Origin of the sequence: Rahnella sp. ATs2, assembly GCF_051851855.1 — a bacterium.
Classification (GTDB): Bacteria; Pseudomonadota; Gammaproteobacteria; order Enterobacterales; family Enterobacteriaceae; genus Rahnella; species Rahnella variigena.
Window position 1 is genome coordinate 19,212 of sequence record NZ_JBLYPL010000034.1, and the last position, 19,639, is coordinate 38,850.

Sequence of the window (19,639 nt, forward strand, 5' to 3'; positions counted from 1 at the left end):
ATATGAGGGCGCGGCATTATAACACCGGTTCCCGATTATGGGTAGAAAAAATAAACGGCCCACGTACATGAGCCGTTTACCTATTTTCGAGAGGCGCTACTGTATTACAGAATCGCTTTCTCTACAACGCGAACCAAGGTCCAAGACTTAGTCTTAGACAGTGGACGGCATTCGCTGATTTCCACAACGTCGCCGATACCACATTCATTGTTCTCGTCATGTACGTGCAATTTGGTCGTACGTTTGATGAACTTACCGTAAATCGGGTGTTTCACCACGCGTTCAATCGCAACAACAATGGATTTTTCCATTTTGTCACTGATTACACGACCCTGCAGAGTACGGATCTTGTCAGTCATTACGCACCCGCCTTTTCAGTCAGTAAAGTTTTCACACGTGCAACATCACGACGCACTTGCTTCAACAGGTGTGTTTGCTGCAACTGACCGCTTGCCGTTTGCATGCGCAGGTTAAACTGCTCACGCAAAAGGTTCAGCAACTCAGTGTTCAGCTCTTCCACGCTTTTTTCGCGCAGCTCTTGTGCTTTCATTACATCACCGTCTTAGTTACAAAGGTGGTTTTGATAGGCAGTTTGGCTGCTGCCAGCTGGAAGGCTTCACGAGCCAGCTCTTCAGGCACACCGTCCATTTCGTACAGGACTTTACCAGGCTGGATCAAAGCAACCCAATACTCTACGTTGCCTTTACCTTTACCCATACGAACTTCGAGCGGTTTCTCGGTGATCGGTTTGTCCGGGAATACTCGGATCCAAATCTTACCTTGACGCTTAACTGCACGGGTCATCGCACGACGTGCTGCTTCAATTTGACGAGCAGTCAGACGACCACGGCCAACAGCTTTCAGACCGTAAGTGCCGAAGCTCACATCCGTACCTTGCGCAAGACCACGGTTGCGGCCCTTGTGCACCTTACGGAATTTTGTACGCTTTGGTTGTAACATCAGCGACTCTCCTTACTTGCGGCCTTTACGCTGCTGCTTTTTAGGTTGAGCAGCCGGTTCCGGTTGTTCAACTGCAGCCATACCACCCAGGATCTCACCTTTGAAGATCCATACCTTAACGCCGATTACACCGTAAGTGGTGTGCGCTTCAGATGTGTTGTAATCGATATCCGCACGCAGAGTATGCAACGGAACACGACCTTCACGGTACCATTCGGTACGCGCGATTTCAGCACCGCCAAGACGGCCGCTTACTTCAACTTTGATACCTTTAGCGCCAAGACGCATTGCGTTCTGTACAGCACGCTTCATAGCACGACGGAACATAACACGACGTTCCAGCTGTGAAGTGATGCTGTCAGCAACCAATTTTGCGTCCAGTTCCGGTTTACGGACTTCGGCGATGTTAATCTGCGCAGGAACGCCAGCGATATCCGCTACGACCTTACGCAGTTTTTCGACATCTTCACCTTTCTTGCCGATAACGATGCCAGGACGAGCAGTGTGAATAGTCACACGGATGCTCTTCGCTGGACGCTCGATAACGATGCGAGAAACGGAAGCTTTCGCCAATTCCTTAGTCAGGAACTGACGAACTTTAAAGTCGCCGTCCAGGTTGTCAGCGAAATCTTTGGTATTTGCATACCAAGTAGAGTTCCAAGGTTTGACAATACCCAGTCGAATACCATTAGGATGTACTTTCTGACCCATTGCTAGTCTCCAGAGTCTCAGCGATCGGACACAACCACAGTAATGTGGCTGGTGCGCTTCAGAATGCGATCTGCACGACCTTTAGCACGCGGCATAATGCGCTTCATGCTTGGGCCTTCGTCTACGAAAATCTTCGTGACTTTCAGATCATCGATGTCAGCGCCATCGTTGTGTTCTGCGTTAGCAATGGCAGACTCTAGTACCTTCTTAACCAGACCAGCAGCTTTCTTGTTGGTGTAGGCCAGAGTTTCCAGAGCTTGCGACACTTTCTTACCGCGAATCAGGTCAGCAACAAGGCGAACCTTCTGAGCAGAAGAACGAGCGTGGCGATGTTTAGCGATAGTTTCCATCTCTTCCTCCTACCTTAGCGCTTTTTAGCTTTTTTATCAGCCGCATGGCCGCGATAAGTACGAGTCGGCGCGAATTCACCCAGTTTGTGACCGACCATTTCATCGGAAACAAATACTGGTACGTGCTGACGACCATTATGGACAGCGATGGTCAAACCGATCATGTTAGGAAAGATCGTTGAACGACGGGACCAAGTGCGCAAAGGCTTCTTGTCACCGCTTTCCACCGCTTTCTCTACCTTCTTCAGCAAGTGCAGGTCAATAAAAGGACCTTTCTTGAGAGAACGTGGCATGGCTTATCCTCTAATTATTTTTTGCTACGGCGACGTACAATGAATTTATCAGTACGCTTGTTGCTACGGGTCTTCTTACCTTTGGTTTGAACGCCCCACGGAGTTACCGGGTGCTTACCAAAGTTACGACCTTCACCACCACCGTGTGGGTGATCGACTGGGTTCATCGCAGTACCGCGAACGGTAGGACGAATACCACGCCAACGAGCAGCACCTGCTTTACCCAGAACGCGAAGCATGTGTTCAGAGTTACCGACTTCACCTAAGGTGGCGCGGCAATCGATCTGAACTTTACGCATTTCGCCAGAGCGCAGACGCAGAGTTACGTAGGAACCGTCACGAGCAACGATCTGAACGTAGGCACCAGCAGAACGAGCCATTTGGCCGCCTTTACCTGGTTTCATTTCTACGTTGTGAACCGTTGAACCTACTGGGATGTTGCGCATAGGCAGGGTGTTACCTGTCTTGATTGCAGCATCAACGCCAGATTGGATCTGGTCACCCACTTTCAGGCCTTTCGGCGCCAGGATGTAACGGCGTTCGCCGTCTTTGTACAGAACCAGCGCGATGTTCGCGGAACGGTTCGGATCGTACTCCAGACGCTCAACCACTGCAGCGATACCATCTTTGTTGCGTTTGAAGTCAACCAGACGATAATGCTGTTTGTGGCCACCACCGATATGACGGGTGGTGATACGGCCATTGTTGTTACGGCCACCGCTTTTGCTCAGTTTTTCAAGCAGCGGAGCATAAGGTTTACCCTTGTGCAGCTCAGGGTTAACCACTTTAACAACGTGGCGACGACCCGGAGATGTAGGTTTACATTTAACAATTGCCATTGTTCTTACTCCTCCGACTTACTCAGCGCCGCTGATGAAGTCCAGATTCTGGCCTTCTTTCAGGGTTACGTAAGCTTTTTTCCAGTCGCTACGACGACCAACACGCTGACCGTGACGTTTAACTTTGCCTTTAACCAGCAAGGTGTTCACATCTTCGACTTCGACTTCAAACAGTTTCGAAACCGCAGCTTTGATTTCCGCTTTAGTCGCGTCTTTGGCAACTTTGAGAACGATGGTGTTGTTCTTTTCCATCGCAGTAGACGCTTTTTCAGAAACGTGCGGCGCGCGCAGCACTTTCAGCAGACGTTCTTCACGAATCATGCCAGCATCTCCTCAACTTGCTTCACAGCGTCAGCAGTCATAACTACTTTGTCGAAGGCGATCAGGCTTACTGGATCGATACCTGCTACATCACGAACGTCAACTTTGTACAGGTTACGTGCGGCCAGGAACAGATTCTCGTCGACTTCGCCAGTTACAATCAGCACGTCTTCCAGAGCCATGTCTTTCAGTTTCTGTGCCAGCAGCTTAGTTTTAGGCGCTTCTACAGAGAACGTCTCGACAACGATCAAACGATCTTGACGTACCAGTTCGGACAGGATGCTTTTCAGCGCGCCGCGGTACATCTTTTTATTTACTTTTTGACTGTGGTCCTGTGGCTTTGCAGCGAAGGTTACACCACCGGAACGCCAGATCGGGCTCTTTACAGAACCTGAACGCGCACGGCCAGTACCTTTCTGACGCCAAGGTTTTTTACCGGAACCGGTTACTTCAGCACGGGTCTTCTGAGCGCGAGTACCTTGACGGGCACCTGCTGCATAAGCAACAACGACCTGGTGTACCAGCGCTTCATTGAAATCACGCCCGAAGGTAGTTTCGGAAACAGTCAGCGCGCTCTGCGCGTCTTTCACTACTAATTCCATTCCTATCTCCTCGACGTTAAGCCTTAACAGCAGGTTTAACGATCAGGTTGCCACCGGTTGCACCCGGAACAGCACCCTTGACCAGCAGCAGGTTGCGCTCAGCGTCAACACGTACTACGTCCAGGCTTTGAACGGTTACACGCTCGTTACCCAGTTGGCCTGCCATTTTCTTGCCTTTGAACACTTTGCCCGGAGTCTGGTTCTGACCGATAGAACCCGGAACACGGTGAGACAAGGAGTTACCGTGGGTAGCGTCTTGGGTACGGAAATTCCAGCGCTTAACTGTGCCAGCAAAACCTTTACCTTTAGAAGTACCGGTAACATCAACTTTCTTAACGTCTGCGAAAATTTCAACGCTAATGTTCTGACCTGCAGTGAACTCTTCACCTTCTGCAAGGCGGAATTCCCACAGACCGCGGCCAGCTTCTACGCCAGCTTTAGCGAAGTGACCCGCTTCTGGTTTGGTTACACGGTTAGCTTTTTTGCTACCAGTAGTAACTTGCACAGCGCGGTAACCGTCGTTGTCCAGGTCTTTGACCTGAGTAACGCGGTTTGCTTCAATTTCGATAACGGTTACAGGGATAGAAACGCCATCTTCAGTGAAGATACGAGTCATACCCACTTTCTTACCGACTAAACCAATCATTGTTTCAACCTCTCAATCGCTCAATGACCCTGATTAACCCAGGCTGATCTGCACGTCTACACCAGCAGCCAGATCCAGACGCATCAGAGCATCAACGGTTTTCTCGGTTGGCTCAACGATGTCAACCAGACGCTTGTGAGTGCGAATCTCATACTGATCGCGCGCATCTTTATTGACGTGCGGAGAAATCAGAATGGTAAAGCGCTCTTTGCGGGTCGGCAGCGGGATTGGACCACGAACTTGCGCACCAGTGCGCTTCGCAGTCTCAACGATTTCCGCAGTTGATTGATCGATCAGACGATGATCAAACGCTTTCAGGCGGATACGGATTCTTTGGTTCTGCATGAGACCAGAGCTCCAATTATTTTAAACGTAAATGATTACTCCTCAAACCCATTTCGATTGATGGGAGAGTGTAATCGTTCTTCACATAACCCCCATATCGGGAGTATTGTTGACCGGCAAGTAAACTCATCGGCCCACTGACTCATATTGAATCAGACTTACCAAGATTAGGTAAGCCCGCGCATTATACTTAAACACCAGCAAGAAGCAATCCAAACCACACGGAAAATGCTTTTATTTTGCGCTTTTCTCTTCTTGCTGCTGCTCAATCATCGCCTTCTTGAGCCATTCCTGTAATGGCATGTCAGGGCTCTTCTTTTCTAACGCCATGATTTGATTGTCATCACTTTCATCAACGGGGGCATCTTCCTGAGCCTCATTTTCAGTCGCTGAATAGTCCGCTGCATCCGCTGCTTCGGCAGGTAATTCATCCTCGGGCGTAGAATTGTCATCTATAGAGGCCGTTTGATTCACTGCGGGCAGCGTTCTGTTCTTATAGATGTAATGCAAAGGGGATTGCTTATAAGGAAGGTGAGACTCTTCACTGACGGCAATCCTGTGACTCTGCCAGTTAAGGTATGCCAGATGGAGATATGAACCGGCCAGCCCACCTGCGAACAGAAAAAGGCCGATAAACATCAGGCAATATAGACTTTTCCTGAGCGAGCGACGAACCGCCACCCTTACCTTTTGTTTGTTTAAGTGGCTTGTGTAAGCCGATAAATGGATATTTTGCATTTTGGACCTAGAGATCTTCTTTTGTAAGCAGTTCAGGCATGTTGCCAGTACGTTTAGCTATTTGTATGAGGGTGCCTTTACCTACCCGCCCATCAACAGCCAGATTTTCCCGTTGCTGGAATAATTTAATTTTACCGGTCAAATCGTTGTCCCATCGCCCGGTTTTACTGAATGGCAGGTTCAGGATTTTACTGAGGGTCATATCCAGCCAGGCAGTATCCGTTTCTGGGCTGGTATTGTTGATGACGCTCTTCCCGCTCGGTGTCTGTGGCAATAGCTGGGTATACTCCCCCGCCCACACGCTATCAAACCAGTTGCGCTGGACCGTCCACGTATCGCCTTTAATGAGAATATCCAGTGTCTCATCTGTCACTTTCACTACGGTCACATAGACAGTCTGCCCATCGACGCTAATCGGGCTCAGCCAGGGCATGCCTTCCTCTATTAAGGTATCGAGTATTGCTGTGCCTTTTTTGCAGGTCAGTTGCGCCCGCGCAGCTTGATCGCAAAACGCATCATCAGCAGATACATCATATCCCCATACCTGGAAGAGCTGACGCATACCGTGACGCTCATTACTACCAACTTCACTGATTGTGCTCGCTCCCGCAGGGATTTCATGCAGCCTTTGCGAAAGGGTTACGGGCAGGGGGAGATATGGTTTTGCATAGTTAAAATAGGTCCAACCCAAAATACCGCCAAAAAGCATGTACGAGGCGATGAGCAGCGTGAGGCATTTTTTTCTGCCCGGCATCAGCCCGCGGGCTTCTATACAAACCTTCATCTGCCGGTAGGTGACTGACGGTGTTTTTTCTGCATAAGCGCTGTTAAGTGAGTCCGCGGCCAATTCATTGATCAATTGGAATCGTCCCCCCGAAGCGTTATGCAGCAGTTTGGCCACCGGTCCGTGGATTAATGCGGGTTCCGCTCCAGCTGATTGCAGTCGTTGTGACAAATAATCTGAGGTTTCGGTAAAGCTCATTGGAAGCAGATGGTAATCAGTATGTGGAAAAGGCTTCCTGCATCCTTTACCGTTGCCAGAAATCCCTTTCCGTTCTTCAACTAACAGAAACGAAATGCGGGAGGATTGCGGATAGCTTTTGAATGTTCTTAAAAACTCATAGCTTTCTGCACAGAGATTTTCAGCATTGTCTACAACGATCAACCACGGCTGAGCGGTATTTTCCGTTTGTCCAAAAAATTCTGCAATTCGCAGAGGAAGTATAGAAGTTGGCAATGTTCGCCATTTTTTTAAATGAAAACAACAGGCTAACAATTGACCGAGGCTTTCGTTATCGGCATCGTTCACTGCGGCTGCACTTAAGTTCAGGACTTTGCGCTGACTCTCTCTGGCTATTTCATGTGCCAGGCGTGTTTTCCCCACGCCTTTATTCCCACCGATAATCGCAATGCCGCCCTGATTTAACGTCTGACGAATAAAGTCCTGAGCAGCTAACAAACGTATATTATTGAAATAATTACCGTCCAGAAACGGGTGGGTAATAAGTTTAAAGTAATCACAGTACATGCCAATTTCCATAACATTTTACACATTCAATGAATGGTGTATAAATACAAGAACCCGAAAGAGGAGTCAGTCTGAAAAATCAAGACACACAACCTCATTCATATTGAACATGTATTAATGTGCATCAATGTTTTTCTGCGTATAATATAGCCTAATAAGTAACCCGCTGGAATAATGAAAGTGCAAAGGAATGATCCAACACATGTATGCCATCAAGAATAAAAGGTATTGGCCAAAGATATCATTGAAGATGGCAATGTATATCGCAATTATATTCACGTGCTCAATGCTTTGTTGCTCAAGCATATTCATTTTTGTGATGAGTGACGGAACAAGCAGTGGGTCGTTGCAGCCTTCTCGCACGTTCCAACCCGCAGCCAATACGCCAAATACGCTCTTCTTGAATCGTAAAAAACCTGCGCTTAAACAGGCAGTACAGTCTTCTGCCGTGAATCTTAAGTTGCCGTTAGTCCTCAAGGGGATTCTGGCAAGCAGCGACAGCAGCCGCTCGCTGGCCATCCTGCATGGTCCTTCCGGTCAGCACAGCTATCGGGAGGGCGAGAAAATTGCTGATATGGATAATGTCTACCTGCAGTCAGTCAAACCTGATGAAGTTTTAATACGCACACCTCGGGGAACGGTAACTTTATTCCTTAATGATAAATTAAGAGATAATAAACCTCCTGAACCGTTAAAATCGAAGGCTAAAAGAGAACATGCAAAATACTTAATGCATTATTTAGTTGCCAACCCCATATATAAAGATGAGAAACTTGCAGGTTATAGGTTTAATCCCAGAACCGGCAGTAATATTTATCTTAGAACGGGACTTATTCCTGACGAGGTTGTCATGAAAATAAATGGACAAGCTCTCGACGACATTACCACCGCAGAAAAACACATTGAGCAACTGGAAAGTCTGAGAGATGTGCAACTTACCGTTCTGAGAGAGAATCAGCTTCAGAATATCTATATAAATTTAGCTACTATCGAAACATCGTTGGATACAGAAAGTTATGAAGAAGTTCATTAACCCCCTCTTAGTAAAGGCATGCATATTATTTGCCACTCTTCCTGGGATTGTCCACGCGGAAGAATTTACTGCGAGTTTTAAAGGCACGGATATTAAAGAGTTTATTGATACCGTCAGTAAGAATCTCAATAAAACCATCCTTATCGACCCCTCCGTGCAGGGAACTGTTTCTGTAAAAAGCTATGATGTTCTGAATGAAGAGCAATACTACCAATTCTTTCTAAGTGTGCTGGATGTCTATGGTTATGCCGTGGTTCCGATGGATAACGGGCTGCTGAAGGTCGTGCGTTCAGCGAATGCCAAGATGTCAGGCGTACCTGTCGCGGACAAAAACCGTCCCGGCAAAGGAGATGAAATTGTCACCCGTGTCGTGACGCTTCGTAATGTGCCGGTCAGGGAATTGGCCCCTTTGCTTCGCCAGATGAATGACAGCACCGGAGTCGGTAATGTCGTTCACTACGAACCGTCCAATGTCTTACTTCTGACCGGCAGGGCTTCTGTGATCAACCGGCTTGTTGATCTGGTCGAACGCGTTGACACAATGGGTGACCAGCAAAGGCAAACCATCAAACTTAAATACGCCTCTGCGCCAGAAATGGCAGAGATGATGAATAACCTGATCCGCGAAGAATCCAAAGGGCAATCATCTTCCATATTACAAGCCAAAATCGTCGCAGATGAGAGAACCAATACCTTAATCGTCAGCGGGCCAGAAGGCGTACGCAGCCGCGCAGCAAAACTGGTCAGCCAGCTTGATAAAGACCAGTCATCCCAGGGCAACACCCGTGTTTTCTATCTGAAATATGCTAAAGCAGAAAAAATTGTTCCCGTCCTGACAGGTATCACGCAGGAGATGAAAGATGGCAAGTCGAGTCAATCAGGGGGTGGCTCTGGCAAGCCGATGAGTATCACCGCGGATGAACAAACTAACTCCATCGTCATTACTGCACAGCAGGATGTAATGCAGTCACTTGAGCAGGTCATTACCAAGCTCGATATCCGCCGTGCACAAGTGTTAGTCGAAGCCATTATTGTTGAGGTTCAGGATGGTAACGGACTCAATCTGGGTATCCAGTGGAGCAACGACAAATTTGGCGGAACACAATTTACCGGTACCGGAGCACCGATATCGACCGTTGCGGCTGGCGTACGGCAGTACAAAAAAGACGGTGTAATCAGCAGCGATAACCCCCTCAGTAGCACCCTGCAAACTTTCAACGGCATGACAGCTGGTTTCTTTAGCGGTGACTGGAATGTCTTAATGACCGCCTTATCCACCAGTAATAAAAACGACATTCTTGCCACGCCGAGCATCGTCACACTCGATAATAAAGAAGCCTCATTCAACGTCGGTCAGGAAGTCCCTTCCCTCTCCGGCTCACAGACCACATCCGGCGACAACATTTATAGCAGCGTGGTTTACAAAACCGTCGGCACGAAATTAAAGGTCACACCACAAATCAACGAAGGTGACTCAGTGCTGATGGAAATCGAACAGGAAGTGTCCAGCGTGGATACTTCTACCAACTCTTCGCTGGGCCCAACCTTCAATACCCGCACTATTTCCAACGCCGTGCTGGTTCGAACCGGGGAAACCGTCGTGCTTGGTGGTTTGCTGGATGACAGTACCAAAGAAACCAAATCGAAAGTCCCTCTGCTGGGTGACATTCCGTGGGTAGGCAATTTGTTCCGCTATACCAGTACAGAATCAGCTAAACGCAATCTTATGGTATTTATCCGGCCGACAATTATTCGTGATGATGAGGTGTATTCCTCAATTTCTAACAAGAAATATTCACATTTCCAGAAGTTGCAGAAAGCACGTCAGGATGAAGATCATCAGGATCTGCTCATACCAAATACCCGTTCTGTTTTACCGGATTACCCGGAAAAAACTGTACCTAAAACGTCCATTTCGGCTACACCAAATGACGGCAAACCTCGCAACCCGTTTAGCGGATAAGCCATGAACAGGGATATCGAATCGCCACAGGCTCCGCAAGCAGAACAGGTCAATCCTGCTCTGCCTTATAGCTATGCAAAAGAAAAAGGCATTACCCGGGTTGATAGCGTGCTTTTTTGCCGTCAGGACATTTCAGTAGAAACGCTGCTTGAAGCGCGGCGGGTCATGGGTGAAATCACAGCGATTGAAATCGTGGACGCACAACTTTTCGATGAAAAGTTATCTGCAACTTACCAGCGCAGTAGCGGAGCCTCTCAGCAAATTATTGATGATATTGATAACGAGGTCGATCTTCTGTCTTTATCTGAAGAACTGCCTGACAACGAAGACTTGCTGGCCAGTGACGAAAACTCGCCGATTATCCGCCTGATTAATGCGGTGCTGTCCGAAGCAGTAAAAGAAGGCGCTTCAGATATTCATATCGAAACCTTCGAACGCATGCTGAGTATTCGGTTCCGTATCGATGGAGTCCTGCGCCAGATCCTGCAACCGGCACGCAAACTGGCACCGTTCCTCGTATCCCGTATCAAGGTCATGGCAAAACTGGATATCGCTGAAAAACGTTTACCTCAGGACGGGCGCATTTCGCTGCGTATCGGCCACCGGGCGATTGATATTCGCGTTTCAACCATTCCTGCTCAGTATGGCGAACGTGTTGTGATGCGCCTGCTGGATAAAAACAACTTATGCCTCGATATCCCGAAACTTGGCCTGTCCCAACAGGATGAGCAACGGCTCACAGCATTAATCCATAAACCCCACGGGATCATTCTGGTCACAGGCCCGACCGGTTCCGGCAAAAGCACGACCCTGTACGCAGTGCTCTCTGCGCTGAACAATAACGAGCGGAACATTCTTACCGTAGAAGACCCGATTGAGTATGAGCTGGAAGGCGTGGGTCAGACGCAGGTTAATCCGCGTGTAGACATGACATTTGCTCTCGGGCTAAGGGCAATTTTACGCCAGGATCCGGATGTCGTTATGGTCGGTGAGGTCCGCGACAGTGAAACCGCTCAAATTGCAGTTCAGGCCTCACTGACCGGTCACCTGGTGATGTCAACGCTGCACACCAACAGCGCAGTCGGTGCCATCACTCGTTTACGTGACATGGGACTTGAACCCTTCCTCCTCGCGTCGTCACTGTTAGGCGTGGTGGCTCAGCGCCTTGTGCGGCGCCTGTGTCCGCATTGTGCTCAACCCGCGCCATTGGATATCTCCCACATTCCTTTGTTCCGCTTTTTACCTGAGCCACCGGCCGCCGTTTTTAAAGCCGTCGGATGCGCACAATGTCATTTCACAGGTTATAAAGGCCGGGCAGCGATCCACGAATGCATGGTGGTCGATAATGCTATCCGTCAGGCCATTCATGAAAATCAGGATGAGTTTTCCATTGAGAACATTCATCGCATAAAGGCCCGAAGCCTGCGGGAAAATGGTTTGCTCAAGGCTATCAGTGGCGAAACCACTCTCGAAGAAGTGATCAGGGTCACCGCGGAACAAGAGATTACGACAGGGAACTCTGTCTGATGAGCCGCTTCTCCTTTCATTCCATCGATTCGACGGGCAAGACGCAACGTGGCGTAATTGAAGCCGATACTCTCCGCCAGGCTCGCCAGATTATGCGGGAGCGAGGGTTAACGCTTGTTGAAATAAAGCAAGTCGGCAACTCGCTGACTGCCAGCAAGATGAAAAACAAAGGATTAAAAACCCGCGTCCCATCCCATGCTGTCTCATTATTTTCACGTCAGCTTGCGACATTAACCAATGCAGCCCTGCCCGTAGAAGCCGCTTTGGCCGTGATCGCCCGACAAACAGAGCACGCCGGACTCACGCAAGTACTTACAGCCATTCGTCATAAAGTAGTGGAAGGACACTCCCTTGCCGATGCTCTGGCTGATTACCCGCGCATCTTTGACCCGATGTTTAGAACACTGGTCACCGCCGGTGAACGAATCGGACAGCTCGGTACCGTACTGGAAAAAATGGCGGATTATTATGAAATCCGGCAACAGATCAAAAGCAAACTGTCTCAGGCCATGATCTACCCGGCCATGCTCACGATCGTCGCCATCCTGGTGATCATTATTCTGCTGGTTGCCGTCGTCCCACAAATCATCGAACAGTTTGTTCATATGAAACATACGCTGCCCATCACTACCCGCATCTTAATCGGCGTGAGTGGATTCCTGGAGCGTACGTGGTGGCTGTTAGTCATTGGCATATTCGCAGCTGTCACTGCCTTAAAACTGCTTCTTCGCCGCCAAAACAACCTTATGCGTTTTCATACGGCGTTGCTCAGTGTTGCGGTTTTAGGCCCCCTTATCAGGGCGATAAACAGTGCGCGCTATGCCCGCACCCTCAGCATTTTGCAATCAAGTGGTGTGCCTTTACTCGATGCAATGAAAATCTCGACTGAAGGGATAACCAACCTGCGCATCCATTACCTGCTTGTCCAGGCGGCAGAACATGTCCGACAGGGCAGTTCGCTCTTTGCCGTGCTGGAACAGACGCGCCTCTTTCCGCCCATGATGCTTTACATGATTGCTTCCGGCGAACAAAGCGGACGCCTTGGCGAACTCATGGCGCACGCGGCAGACAATCAGGACAAGCTGATGCAACACCGGCTTTCGATGGCATTAGCATTGTTTGAACCCCTGTTAATCGTCACGATGGCGAGCATCGTTTTGTTCATCATCATGTCGATTTTACAACCCATTCTCCAGCTCAATAACCTGGTCAGCTAAAGGAATAACCCAATGTTAAATATTCAAAAACATCATTCTGCTACGCATAAAAAGCAACAAGGCTTCACGCTGATGGAGCTGATGGTAGTTATCGTCATCCTTGGCGTTCTGGCTGCTCTCGTCGTCCCTAATGTCATGGGTAACAAAGAGCGGGCAGATACGCAAAAAGCCGTCAGCGATATCGTCGCTCTCGAGAACGCACTCGATATGTATAAACTGGATAATCACCGCTATCCGACAACCGAACAGACGCTTGAAGCCCTTGTCACCCTGCCCACGATTAACCCGTTGCCGGCCAATTATCGCAATGACGGATATATAAAACGTTTGCCCGCCGATCCTTGGGGTAATGAATACATGCTGCTCAGCCCGGGTGAACATGGCGCTATCGATGTCTTTTCTGCCGGTCCAGACGGTGAACCTAATACGGCAGATGACATCAAGAACTGGGTTGAGAAGGATAAATAACCTTGTCTGCGGCTAAACAATCCGGCTTTACGCTACTGGAAATCCTGATGGTGCTGGCAATATTTGCCATTGCCGCTGGCGTAGTTGTCATGGTTTTACCTTCAGACAACGCCCAACTCCAGCGCGCTGAGCAGATGAAGACGATAATGGAATATGCTTCTGAACGCGCCGTGTTAGAAGGGAAGCCACTTGGGCTTTCCTTAACGGCCAGCGCCTATCAGTTCGTTATTTTGGGTAACGAGTTAAGGCTAATTCCTGAGAGCCGTGAGCCTGAGTGGGCAGAAATAGACTCTGAGCGCATGCCGCTTGGTGGCGAATTTGAGAAAGAAGAAACCCTTTCACTCAGTCCGTTGCCGCTCAACAAATCTATCGACCGGCCACCACAGATTGTTTTTATGCCCGACGGCACGCTTTCAATATTTGAACTCAGTTTCTCTTCTTCAGCATCTGGACCAGCCTGTTGCAGCATTGTTTCAGAAGGACGATTGCCTCTGATATTCAATGTGAGAAGGTCTGAAAAATAATGCGTATGCCAGTAAAACCTGACGCTAAAAGTCAGCAAGGGATGACTCTGCTTGAAGTGATCATCGCGCTCGCTATTTTCGCCACCGCCGCGCTGGCGTTACTGAACAGTATGAGTTCGCAAATGAATGCAGTAGAGCATTTCCGCACTACCCTTTTTGCCAGCTGGGTCGCCGAAAATGCTCTGGTAGAAACGCAGATCCAATCAGGAAAGAAAGAAAGGGAAACCGTCACGCTTGCAGGTCAGCAGTGGTTTGTTGAACAACAACATGCCGTTGACGCCGGAAACAAAATTCTCCTGAACCGCGCACTTGTTCTTGAGGCTGAAGGTGCTCATACACCGATCCTTTCCGTCAGCAGCTGGACACATATAGCGACAGAGAAACCATGAGTAAAAGTCGCACAACCAAACAGCAAGGCTTTACGCTGATAGAAGTCATGATTGCGATGGCAATATTTGCGATGCTGAGCCTGCTGGCCTATCAGATCCTTTCTGCATCGGTGAAAAACAGTGAAATAGCACAGGAACACACTGCACGGCTGAACGAAATTCAGACGGCATTTTCCCTGCTGGAACGCGACCTGATACAAATATTGCCAAGACAGTCCAATACAGAAGAGGCGTTCTTATCAACGACTGAGACTTCATTGCGCTTTACCACTATTGGCAGCTATGGGGCAGCGGAGCCTTTATCTGCCAGTGATTTAGCCCAGGTTGAGTGGTCAATCACCGACCACGCGTTGACTCGCAGTGTGAGCCCCCAGCCTTCTCCGTCTTTATCGGATGCATCAACGCTTTCCGCCTTGACCATGCTGACCGGCGTACGCACTTTGCACTGGCGTTTCTATTCCACCGGCTGGACTGACCGCTGGAGCGAGGCCAGCACTTTCCCTGCAGCCATCGAACTCGTTGTCACTCTGGAAGACATGGGCGAAATACGCCGGCTCTTCCTCCTGCCAGCTGCACCCGGGAGCACAGTGGCTGAAGCTACGGGCAAAGCACCTGTGCCGGCAGATTCTGTGTCCGCACCGCAGGTTCCAATGAGTGGAGAGAGCATCATCAATGAATAAACAACAAGGCGTCGCACTGCTGATCGTATTAATGATCCTGGCAATGATGGCGGCATTAGCCACGAAAATGACGTTGCAATTTCAGGTCAGCCAGCAGCGTCAAAGCTGGTTGCTAAACCAGCAGCAATTACGCTGGCTAACCTTTGCTGCGGAGGAAATAGCATTGCCGCGCCTTCGGAAAGAGCTAACTGAGAACACGTATAACAATAACCTTGATCAGTTTGCCATGCAGGAAGGCGTTTTTAACGGGCGAGACGGTTTCTCCGTAAGCTACATTGTCGCGGATGGCCAAAACTGCTTTAACCTTAACAGCCTGCGTAATAACGAACCTGGAAAAACACAGGAAGATGAACCTTATAATACGCAGATACTGAAGCAGCTACTGCTCAACGCGCAGGCAACCTCCGTGCAAACTGAAAGGTTCACTGACACTCTCAGCGATTATCTTGATACCGATAACGACATCCGCGCCGCCGGAGCCGAATCCGACTATTACGAGTCACTGACACCGCCACGTGCCGCGGCTAACCAACGTCTTTTTTCCCTAAATGAACTGGCATTGCTGCCAGACCTGCCTCTTACACCGTTGAAGCAAATACGAAATCAGCTTTGCACTCTCCCGGAAGAGTTCCAGCAAATTAATGTGAATACGCTGACCCCGGAACAGACACCCCTTCTGAGCGCCCTATTCCTCGGGGGCATTAACGATGACGATGCAACGAAACTCATCGCTGCGCGCCCGCGCAGAGGCTGGATTTCAGTTGATGCTTTTCTGAAAGAGGTCAAAAAACAAAAGCTGACTCTGGAAGTACAAAGCGGAGAACTGAAACCGCTACTGACAGTTCGCAGCCAGTACTTCGTTCTCTATACGCAAGGCAAGTTCGAAGAACAGCAAAACACCATGAGCAGTTATGTGCAGTTCAATCCAAAGGATTCAAAAATCCAAATTTATCAGCGACGCTATCGGGTAATTGAGTAAATGGAATACCTTCAACCGGCCAACAGGCTGTTTATCAGAGCTGGCAGCACGCCAGAGCATTCACTCCACTGGTTCACGGAGTTGGCAGAAAAGATGAGGACATTCATCTGTTGCCGGAAGTTGAGCATTTATCAGAACTTGCCACACAGCCGTCAGCACAGAATGTCTGTCTGCTCATTCCTGCCAGTGAAGTTGTTTTTCGACAGGTCACATTGCCGCCGCGCGCGGGTAAAAATACCCGCCAGATGATTGCCTGGCTGACGGAGGAAAGTATCGCCAGCGATGTCGATACGTTGCACTGGGTTGAGCTTTTTCGTGAGGAGCAGACTCTGTTTGTGGCGGGTGTTGAAGCTGAATTCCTGAGAAGTTGGCTACAGATAATGAGTGATGCCAGTCTGAAGGTAAGGGATGTCTATATTGATGCTTTGCTGTTACCTCTGCCTGAAAAAGGCTGGTCGGCAGCCCGTATTGATCATCAGTGGCTGCTACGGCAGTCAGACTATTCGGGATCTCTGGCAGAACAGGTTTTACTCGATACACTGCTGGACATCGCAAAGCCAGAGTCAGTGCATTATCACGGGTTTGAACAGGATATCCCTGCTGACTGGATTCGCGCTGACCAGTCCATTCATCCTCTGATCATGATGAAAAATAACTGCCCGTCTGCCGTGAATTTACTTCAGGGCGAATTCGCCGTGCGCGAAGAAGAACCTGCATGGGGCCGTCATTTACAGCGGATAGCAACAGGTATGGCGATATTCACACTGGTGTTGATTATCGGTACTAAATTGTTCACCTGGTGGCAAGTTTCACAGCAAGAATCATTATTGAAAAACGAGATGCTGGCACTTCATCAGACCTGGTTTCCGCAGGACAAGCACACCCGCAATCTTAAGTTCTATTTCGAACAAAATATGAAAAAAGCACCCACGGCTTTTCTTCCTGCACTGGCAAAATTAACCGTGTACCAGGGTAAGATCCCACAAATTGCCATCGATAAACTGGCTTTCCAGCAGGAAACGAAATTGCTCACGTTGCAGATTACAACCGATGATCGCGCGGCAATTGATGATTTCGTCGAACTGACTGCCAGTGATTTTCACTTTGCCATTTCTAATTTAGCCACGTCATCAGCGGGCATCACCGCCACTCTCATTCAGCGGAGTAAATCATGAAACAGTGGCTGATGATGAAAAGTGAAAGTGAAAGGCGACTGATACTGATTGCCGTTTTTTTGCTGGCGGTGGCTTTTGTCTGGTATGGCATTTTAACGCCGCTCAACAATCAGATTGCCCAATCACGGATCCAGATCAATACCCAACGTCACCAGCTGGAATGGATGGTTCAGCAAACTCAGCGGCTCGGGGCACCTTCCGGACTGCGGGTTAAGACAGAAAAGCTGACGGATGCTATTAACACCTCAGCGGCGGGTTTATCCCTGCAACTTCCTAAGACTACTCAGAATGAACGGGGAGTCACCCTAAGCTTTGAACAGGTCCCTTACGCCACCCTTTTACGCTGGCTTGAAATCCTCAATAAGGAATACGGTATTCAGGTCGTGGCCATCTCAATAGTGACAGGTACCGGCCCCACCGGAAGCGTCAGTGTTCCACTACTCACACTGCGTTAACGGGCAGATGTAACAACAATAGAGATGTTTCGTATGGACGGAGGATGGCTGCAATTGACTTTTATCACCTCATTACCCGGCGGGTTTTATCACACCTGTGTCGCTGTTTTGGGATTGCTGCTGGGCAGCTTTCTTAACGTCGTTGTTTATCGCTTGCCGCTGATGATTCACAACGAGGGTCAACTGACCGGACATGGTTTTAATCTGAGCCTTCCGGCATCACACTGCCCGGCCTGTAAACATCCGCTAAAATACTGGCAGAACATTCCGGTTCTGAGCTGGTTGTTGTTACGAGGAAAATGCCATTATTGCGCAGCCTCGATCTCGAAAAGGTATCCTCTGACAGAAGCCGGTTGTGCTGCCATGTTCCTTGGCCTCTCGTTTCTGTTTACCACGCCCCTGAGTTTACTGAGTGCTTTACTGTTATTTTGGTTTCTTCTGGCGCTTAGCCTGATTGACCTGGCCACTTACCAGCTTCCGGATCGGCTTACACTGCCACTGCTCTGGGCCGGATTACTTGTTCATTCCATTTCCGGAGAAGTGACTCTTCAGGATGCATTATATGGTGCAGCCGCAGGTTATCTGGCGTTGTGGCTTTTGTACTGGGGAGTCAAAATAGTCAGTGGAAAAGAAGGAATGGGGTACGGCGATTTTAAATTGCTGGCGGCCCTGGGTGCCTGGGTGGGCTGGCAGATGTTACCCTATTTATGCATTCTGGCTGCGCTGGCGGGGATTGTTTTCGCACTGGTGCGGATGGGTCTTTATAAAATGTCAGATCAAATCCCTTTCGGCCCTTGTCTGGCAATGGCCGGCGCGCTGATTTACATCAGCCAGGAAAGCAACATAGTCTGGCTGATGTTTAGTTAAGACACCGGAGTTTATTGGGATTCTTCTTTCAACTGAGACTGAATGTAATTCTGGATGCCGATACGCCCGATTAATTCCAGTTCGGTTTCCAGCCAGTCAATGTGATGTTCTTCATCCGCCAGAATAGTAATCATTAAATCGCGGCTGACATAATCATGAACCGAGTCTGCGTAAGCAATGCCTTCGCGTAAGTCCTTCGCCCCTTCGAGTTCCAGCAGCAAATCAGACTTCAGCATTTCCTCAACATCTTCACCAATATTGAGTTTGCCGAGATCCTGCAAATTTGGGAGGCCTTCAAGGAATAGGATCCGCTCAATGTAGATATCGGCATGCTTCATTTCATCAATGGATTCATGATATTCGATACCGTTGAGCCGCATCAGTCCCCAGTTTTTAAACATACGGGCATGCAAAAAGTACTGATTGATAGCAACCAGTTCATTTCCAAGAAGTTTATTGAGGTGTGCAATGACTTTTTTATCGCCTTTCATAGGTAACTCCTCCGTTCCGGTATCTAAAGCGTAGATCCGGTTCAGAGTAAGTCAAAAAAAAGGCACACTTTTTAACTAAGTATTTTTAAGCGATGTTTTTGTATTCAGGAATTTGCTGTAATTCATCTTCCATTATCTGTCGTGCCATGCGAACACATTTGCCACATTGCGTTCCTACCGGAACAAAATTCCTCAGCTGTTGGAACGTTTGCGGCTGGTAACGCCTGACAGCCTGTCTGATCGTTTTATCACTGACTGAATTGCACAAACACACGTACATATAAACCACACTTCGCATAAATCTTGAACTAACTGTAAATGAGAATGGTTATTATTGCAAATGTAGTTTGCTCTCTTTGGTATGCAAATTTAGGCAATAAAAAAGGGTGCCGAAGCACCCTTTTTTTTGCTCTTAATTATCAGCGATTAAGCGATAACTTTAGCAACAACACCAGCGCCTACAGTACGGCCGCCTTCACGGATTGCGAAACGCAGACCGTCATCCATCGCGATTGGGTGGATCAGGGTAACAACCATG

At 48.7% G+C, this 19,639-nt stretch carries 28 protein-coding genes; 12 read left to right on the forward strand and 16 right to left on the reverse strand.

Going from position 1 to position 19,639, the window contains the following annotated elements; all coding sequences use genetic code 11:
* Nucleotides 1-104 precede the first annotated feature (104 nt).
* The 13 genes from rpsQ to ACJY2G_RS24210 form a co-directional block, all read right to left on the reverse strand.
* The gene (gene rpsQ / locus ACJY2G_RS24150; RefSeq protein WP_014333604.1) at nucleotides 105-359 is read right to left on the reverse strand and encodes a 30S ribosomal protein S17; all 255 of its coding nucleotides are present in this window, start codon (nucleotides 357-359) and stop codon (nucleotides 105-107) included.
* On the reverse strand, nucleotides 359-550 hold the full coding sequence (gene rpmC, locus ACJY2G_RS24155; protein ID WP_013573692.1) for a 50S ribosomal protein L29: 192 nt from the start codon (nucleotides 548-550) through the stop codon (nucleotides 359-361). Before rpmC ends, rpsQ begins: the two co-directional genes overlap by 1 nt.
* Nucleotides 550-960 (reverse strand): 50S ribosomal protein L16, encoded by a 411-nt coding sequence (rplP, locus tag ACJY2G_RS24160; RefSeq protein ID WP_009639183.1) that lies wholly within the window; start codon nucleotides 958-960, stop codon nucleotides 550-552. Before rplP ends, rpmC begins: the two co-directional genes overlap by 1 nt.
* A gap of 12 nt (nucleotides 961-972) precedes the next feature.
* A complete protein-coding gene (gene rpsC, locus ACJY2G_RS24165) occupies nucleotides 973-1,671 on the reverse strand; it encodes a 30S ribosomal protein S3 (protein WP_013573691.1) in 699 nt (232 codons plus the stop codon).
* Between the two features lie 17 nt (nucleotides 1,672-1,688).
* Entirely contained in the window at nucleotides 1,689-2,021 is a 333-nt protein-coding gene (rplV, locus tag ACJY2G_RS24170) for a 50S ribosomal protein L22 (RefSeq protein ID WP_004391423.1), read from the reverse strand.
* A 14-nt stretch (nucleotides 2,022-2,035) separates the two neighbouring features.
* A complete protein-coding gene (gene rpsS / locus ACJY2G_RS24175) occupies nucleotides 2,036-2,314 on the reverse strand; it encodes a 30S ribosomal protein S19 (protein ID WP_004929772.1) in 279 nt (92 codons plus the stop codon).
* 14 nt (nucleotides 2,315-2,328) lie between these two features.
* Nucleotides 2,329-3,153, reverse strand: a complete 825-nt coding sequence (gene rplB / locus ACJY2G_RS24180) for a 50S ribosomal protein L2 (protein ID WP_112288137.1) — start codon at nucleotides 3,151-3,153, stop codon at nucleotides 2,329-2,331.
* Nucleotides 3,154-3,171: 18 nt separating this feature from the next.
* Entirely contained in the window at nucleotides 3,172-3,474 is a 303-nt protein-coding gene (rplW, locus tag ACJY2G_RS24185) for a 50S ribosomal protein L23 (RefSeq protein WP_013573689.1), read from the reverse strand.
* Nucleotides 3,471-4,076, reverse strand: a complete 606-nt coding sequence (rplD, locus tag ACJY2G_RS24190) for a 50S ribosomal protein L4 (protein WP_013573688.1) — start codon at nucleotides 4,074-4,076, stop codon at nucleotides 3,471-3,473. The genes rplW and rplD overlap by 4 nt, the downstream gene beginning before the upstream one ends.
* 16 nt (nucleotides 4,077-4,092) lie before the next feature.
* Nucleotides 4,093-4,722 (reverse strand): 50S ribosomal protein L3, encoded by a 630-nt coding sequence (gene rplC / locus ACJY2G_RS24195; protein WP_013573687.1) that lies wholly within the window; start codon nucleotides 4,720-4,722, stop codon nucleotides 4,093-4,095.
* Nucleotides 4,723-4,755: 33 nt separating this feature from the next.
* Nucleotides 4,756-5,067, reverse strand: coding sequence for a 30S ribosomal protein S10 (gene rpsJ / locus ACJY2G_RS24200; protein WP_009639175.1), 312 nt, complete (start codon nucleotides 5,065-5,067; stop codon nucleotides 4,756-4,758).
* Nucleotides 5,068-5,301: 234 nt separating this feature from the next.
* A complete protein-coding gene (locus ACJY2G_RS24205; protein WP_430320935.1) occupies nucleotides 5,302-5,805 on the reverse strand; it encodes a hypothetical protein in 504 nt (167 codons plus the stop codon).
* 7 nt (nucleotides 5,806-5,812) lie between these two features.
* Nucleotides 5,813-7,345, reverse strand: a complete 1,533-nt coding sequence (locus ACJY2G_RS24210; protein ID WP_430320934.1) for a peptidoglycan-binding protein — start codon at nucleotides 7,343-7,345, stop codon at nucleotides 5,813-5,815.
* Nucleotides 7,346-7,535: 190 nt separating this feature from the next.
* Between ACJY2G_RS24210 and gspC the strand changes: the two genes are divergently transcribed.
* The 12 genes from gspC (at nucleotide 7,536) to ACJY2G_RS24270 (ending at nucleotide 18,610) form a co-directional block, all read left to right on the forward strand.
* Entirely contained in the window at nucleotides 7,536-8,366 is an 831-nt protein-coding gene (gene gspC / locus ACJY2G_RS24215) for a type II secretion system protein GspC (protein ID WP_113878296.1), read from the forward strand.
* On the forward strand, nucleotides 8,350-10,329 hold the full coding sequence (gene gspD, locus ACJY2G_RS24220) for a type II secretion system secretin GspD (RefSeq protein ID WP_112288133.1): 1,980 nt from the start codon (nucleotides 8,350-8,352) through the stop codon (nucleotides 10,327-10,329). The genes gspC and gspD overlap by 17 nt, the downstream gene beginning before the upstream one ends.
* Nucleotides 10,330-10,332: 3 nt before the next feature.
* Entirely contained in the window at nucleotides 10,333-11,856 is a 1,524-nt protein-coding gene (gene gspE / locus ACJY2G_RS24225) for a type II secretion system ATPase GspE (RefSeq protein ID WP_113878297.1), read from the forward strand.
* Nucleotides 11,856-13,073, forward strand: a complete 1,218-nt coding sequence (gene gspF / locus ACJY2G_RS24230; protein WP_430320933.1) for a type II secretion system inner membrane protein GspF — start codon at nucleotides 11,856-11,858, stop codon at nucleotides 13,071-13,073. Before gspE ends, gspF begins: the two co-directional genes overlap by 1 nt.
* Before the next feature lie 12 nt (nucleotides 13,074-13,085).
* Nucleotides 13,086-13,541: a type II secretion system major pseudopilin GspG gene (gene gspG / locus ACJY2G_RS24235; protein ID WP_113878299.1), complete on the forward strand. Its 456-nt coding sequence runs from the start codon at nucleotides 13,086-13,088 to the stop codon at nucleotides 13,539-13,541.
* Between the two features lie 2 nt (nucleotides 13,542-13,543).
* On the forward strand, nucleotides 13,544-14,065 hold the full coding sequence (gene gspH / locus ACJY2G_RS24240; protein ID WP_112288129.1) for a type II secretion system minor pseudopilin GspH: 522 nt from the start codon (nucleotides 13,544-13,546) through the stop codon (nucleotides 14,063-14,065).
* Nucleotides 14,065-14,454: a type II secretion system minor pseudopilin GspI gene (gene gspI, locus ACJY2G_RS24245; RefSeq protein WP_113878301.1), complete on the forward strand. Its 390-nt coding sequence runs from the start codon at nucleotides 14,065-14,067 to the stop codon at nucleotides 14,452-14,454. The genes gspH and gspI overlap by 1 nt, the downstream gene beginning before the upstream one ends.
* The gene (gene gspJ / locus ACJY2G_RS24250; RefSeq protein ID WP_430320932.1) at nucleotides 14,451-15,134 is read left to right on the forward strand and encodes a type II secretion system minor pseudopilin GspJ; all 684 of its coding nucleotides are present in this window, start codon (nucleotides 14,451-14,453) and stop codon (nucleotides 15,132-15,134) included. The genes gspI and gspJ overlap by 4 nt, the downstream gene beginning before the upstream one ends.
* Nucleotides 15,127-16,113 carry a type II secretion system minor pseudopilin GspK gene (gene gspK, locus ACJY2G_RS24255; RefSeq protein WP_439292286.1) on the forward strand — a complete coding sequence of 329 codons (987 nt, stop codon included), beginning with the start codon at nucleotides 15,127-15,129 and terminating at the stop codon, nucleotides 16,111-16,113. Before gspJ ends, gspK begins: the two co-directional genes overlap by 8 nt.
* Nucleotides 16,114-16,181: 68 nt before the next feature.
* Entirely contained in the window at nucleotides 16,182-17,288 is a 1,107-nt protein-coding gene (gene gspL / locus ACJY2G_RS24260; RefSeq protein ID WP_439292287.1) for a type II secretion system protein GspL, read from the forward strand.
* Nucleotides 17,285-17,743 (forward strand): type II secretion system protein GspM, encoded by a 459-nt coding sequence (gspM, locus tag ACJY2G_RS24265; RefSeq protein ID WP_113878305.1) that lies wholly within the window; start codon nucleotides 17,285-17,287, stop codon nucleotides 17,741-17,743. Before gspL ends, gspM begins: the two co-directional genes overlap by 4 nt.
* Before the next feature lie 33 nt (nucleotides 17,744-17,776).
* On the forward strand, nucleotides 17,777-18,610 hold the full coding sequence (locus tag ACJY2G_RS24270) for a prepilin peptidase (protein WP_430320929.1): 834 nt from the start codon (nucleotides 17,777-17,779) through the stop codon (nucleotides 18,608-18,610).
* A gap of 11 nt (nucleotides 18,611-18,621) precedes the next feature.
* On the opposite strand, the gene bfr is transcribed toward ACJY2G_RS24270, so the two are convergent.
* The 3 genes from bfr to ACJY2G_RS24285 all read right to left on the reverse strand — a co-directional run.
* Nucleotides 18,622-19,101, reverse strand: coding sequence for a bacterioferritin (gene bfr, locus ACJY2G_RS24275; protein WP_014333589.1), 480 nt, complete (start codon nucleotides 19,099-19,101; stop codon nucleotides 18,622-18,624).
* Nucleotides 19,102-19,186: 85 nt separating this feature from the next.
* The gene (gene bfd / locus ACJY2G_RS24280; RefSeq protein WP_112288122.1) at nucleotides 19,187-19,381 is read right to left on the reverse strand and encodes a bacterioferritin-associated ferredoxin; all 195 of its coding nucleotides are present in this window, start codon (nucleotides 19,379-19,381) and stop codon (nucleotides 19,187-19,189) included.
* Between the two features lie 146 nt (nucleotides 19,382-19,527).
* Nucleotides 19,528-19,639: elongation factor Tu (locus ACJY2G_RS24285; RefSeq protein WP_072269979.1), on the reverse strand; the 112-nt coding region annotated here is incomplete at its 5' end.